2 protein-coding genes and 1 pseudogene are annotated in these 2,401 nt (G+C 71.0%); all 3 read left to right on the top strand.

The window, feature by feature from the left end:
• A pseudogene (locus H0H10_RS25995) lies at positions 1–298 on the top strand (glucose-6-phosphate dehydrogenase); the annotation flags it as partial.
• Entirely contained in the window at positions 295–1,230 is a 936-nt protein-coding gene (gene opcA / locus H0H10_RS25990; RefSeq protein WP_188183545.1) for a glucose-6-phosphate dehydrogenase assembly protein OpcA, read from the top strand. The pseudogene H0H10_RS25995 and the gene opcA, both read left to right, overlap by 4 nt.
• A partial coding sequence (gene pgi / locus H0H10_RS25985; protein WP_188183544.1) for a glucose-6-phosphate isomerase occupies positions 1,223–2,401 on the top strand: 1,179 nt, incomplete at its 3' end. The genes opcA and pgi, both read left to right, overlap by 8 nt.

Genomic DNA, 2,401 nt, shown 5'->3' with positions numbered 1-2,401 from the left:
CAAGGTGCCGGGCACGTCGATGGAGATCCGGGACGTGTCGATGGACTTCGCCTACGGCGAGTCCTTCACCGAGTCCAGCCCGGAGGCGTACGAACGCCTCATCCTGGACGTCCTCCTGGGCGACGCCAACCTGTTCCCCCGCCACCAGGAAGTGGAAGAGTCCTGGCGGATCCTCGACCCGGTCGAGGAGTACTGGGCCACGCACGGCAGGCCCGCGCAGTACGCCTCGGGCAGCTGGGGACCGAGGGAAGCCGACGAGATGCTCGCACGAGACGGACGGAGCTGGCGCAGGCCATGAGGATCGACCTGACCGACACCACGGCAAGCAAGGTCAACAAGGCACTGGTGCAGGGCCGCCGCGCCATCGGCACGCCGGCCGTGGGCATGGTCCTGACGATGGTGATCGTCACGGACGAGGAGAACGCCTACGACTCGATCAAGGCGGCCGAGGAGGCCTCGCACGAGCACCCCTCGCGCACCCTGGTCGTCATCAAGCGGCACACCCGCAACCTGCGCGAACGCACCCGCTCGCACCTCGACGCCGAGGTCCGCGTGGGCTCCGAGGCCGGCACCGGCGAGACGGTGGTGCTGCGCATGTACGGCGAGGTGTCCGAGCACGCCGACTCGGTCGTGCTGCCGCTGCTGCTGCCGGACGCGCCGGTGGTGGTGTGGTGGCCGGTGGACGCCCCCGAGAACCCGGCGAAGGACCCGCTCGGCGCACTGGCCCAGCGCCGGATCACCGATCTGTACGCGGTCGAGCGGCCGATGGAGGTCCTGCAGACCCGGATCCGCTCCTACGCGCCCGGCGACACCGACCTCGCCTGGACCCGGCTGACGCTGTGGCGTTCCATGCTGGCCGCGGCGCTGGACCAGGCCCGGGTCCCGGTCACGTCGGCGACCGTGGAGGCCGAGGCGGAGAACCCGGCCGCCGAGCTGCTGGCCCGCTGGCTGGAGGCGCGGCTCGGCGTCAACGTCGACCGCGTGGTCACCGACGGTCCGGTCGTCACGGCCGTCCGGCTCGGCACCGCGGGCGGCGAGATCGTCATCGACCGGCCCGAGGGCCCGCTCGCCACGCTGACCCTGCCCGGCCAGCCGCCGCGGTCCCTCGCGCTGAAGGTCCGCCCCACCTCCGAACTCATCGCCGAGGAGCTCAGGCGCCTCGACGCGGACGAGATGTACGCCATCGCCCTGCGCGGCGAGGCAACCGAGGAGACCCCCGTCCATGTCTGACTCTCCCAAGCTCACCCGGCGGCCGCAGTGGGCCGCCCTGGAGGACCACCGCGCGGGCGCGCTGCTCCACCCGGACCTGCGCGAGCTGTTCGCCGCGGACCCCGGGCGGGCGGAGCGGTACGTCGTGCGCGTCGGTGACCTGCGCATCGACTACTCCAAGAACCTGATCAACGACGAGACGCTGGCCCTGCTCCAGGAGCTGGCCACCGCCACCGACGTGTTCGGGCTGCGCGACGCCATGTTCGGCGGCGAGAAGATCAACATCACCGAGGACCGCGCCGTGCTGCACACCGCGCTGCGCGCCCCGCGGGACGCGGTGATCGAGGTCGACGGCGAGAACGTCGTCCCCAAGGTGCACGCCGTCCTCGACAGGATGACGGACTTCGCCGACCGGGTCCGCGCCGGCAAGTGGACCGGACACACCGGCCGCCCCATCCGCAACATCGTCAACATCGGCATCGGCGGCTCCGACCTCGGCCCGGCGATGGCGTACGAGGCGCTGCGGGCCTACTCGGACCGCTCGCTCACGTTCCGCTTCGTGTCGAACGTGGACGGCGCCGACCTGCACGAGGCGGTCCGGGACCTGGACCCGGCCGAGACGCTGTTCATCGTGGCGTCCAAGACGTTCACCACGATCGAGACGATCACCAACGCCACCTCGGCGCGCTCCTGGCTGCTGGCCGGGCTGGACGGCGCCGACGAGGCCGTCGCGAAGCACTTCGTCGCCCTGTCGACGAACGCGGAGAAGGTCGCCGGGTTCGGCATCGACGTCGACAACATGTTCGAGTTCTGGGACTGGGTCGGCGGCCGGTACTCGTACGACTCGGCGATCGGCCTGTCCCTGATGATCGCCATCGGCCCGGACCGCTTCCGGGAGATGCTCGACGGCTTCCGCATCGTCGACGAGCACTTCCGCAACGCCCCGGCCGAGGCCAACGCCCCGCTGCTGCTCGGTCTGCTGGGGGTCTGGTACGGCAACTTCTTCGGCGCCCAGTCGCACGCGGTGCTGCCGTACAGCCACTACCTGTCGAAGTTCACGGCGTACCTCCAGCAGCTCGACATGGAGTCCAACGGCAAGTCGGTGGACCGCGACGGCCACCCGGTGGAGTGGCAGACCGGGCCGGTGGTGTGGGGCACGCCCGGCACCAACGGGCAGCACGCCTACTACCAG

The sequence above is a fragment of the Streptomyces griseicoloratus genome (assembly GCF_014534645.1).
Classification (GTDB): domain Bacteria; phylum Actinomycetota; class Actinomycetes; order Streptomycetales; family Streptomycetaceae; genus Streptomyces; species Streptomyces griseicoloratus.
Note: the sequence above shows the minus strand (reverse complement) of the source record. Positions and strands in the feature narration are given on the sequence as shown.

Excerpts from the sequence above, each read along its gene's own strand:
- opcA (WP_188183545.1), top strand. The coding sequence starts at position 295 with ATGAGGATCGACCTGACCGACACCACGGCAAGCAAGGTCAACAAGGCA.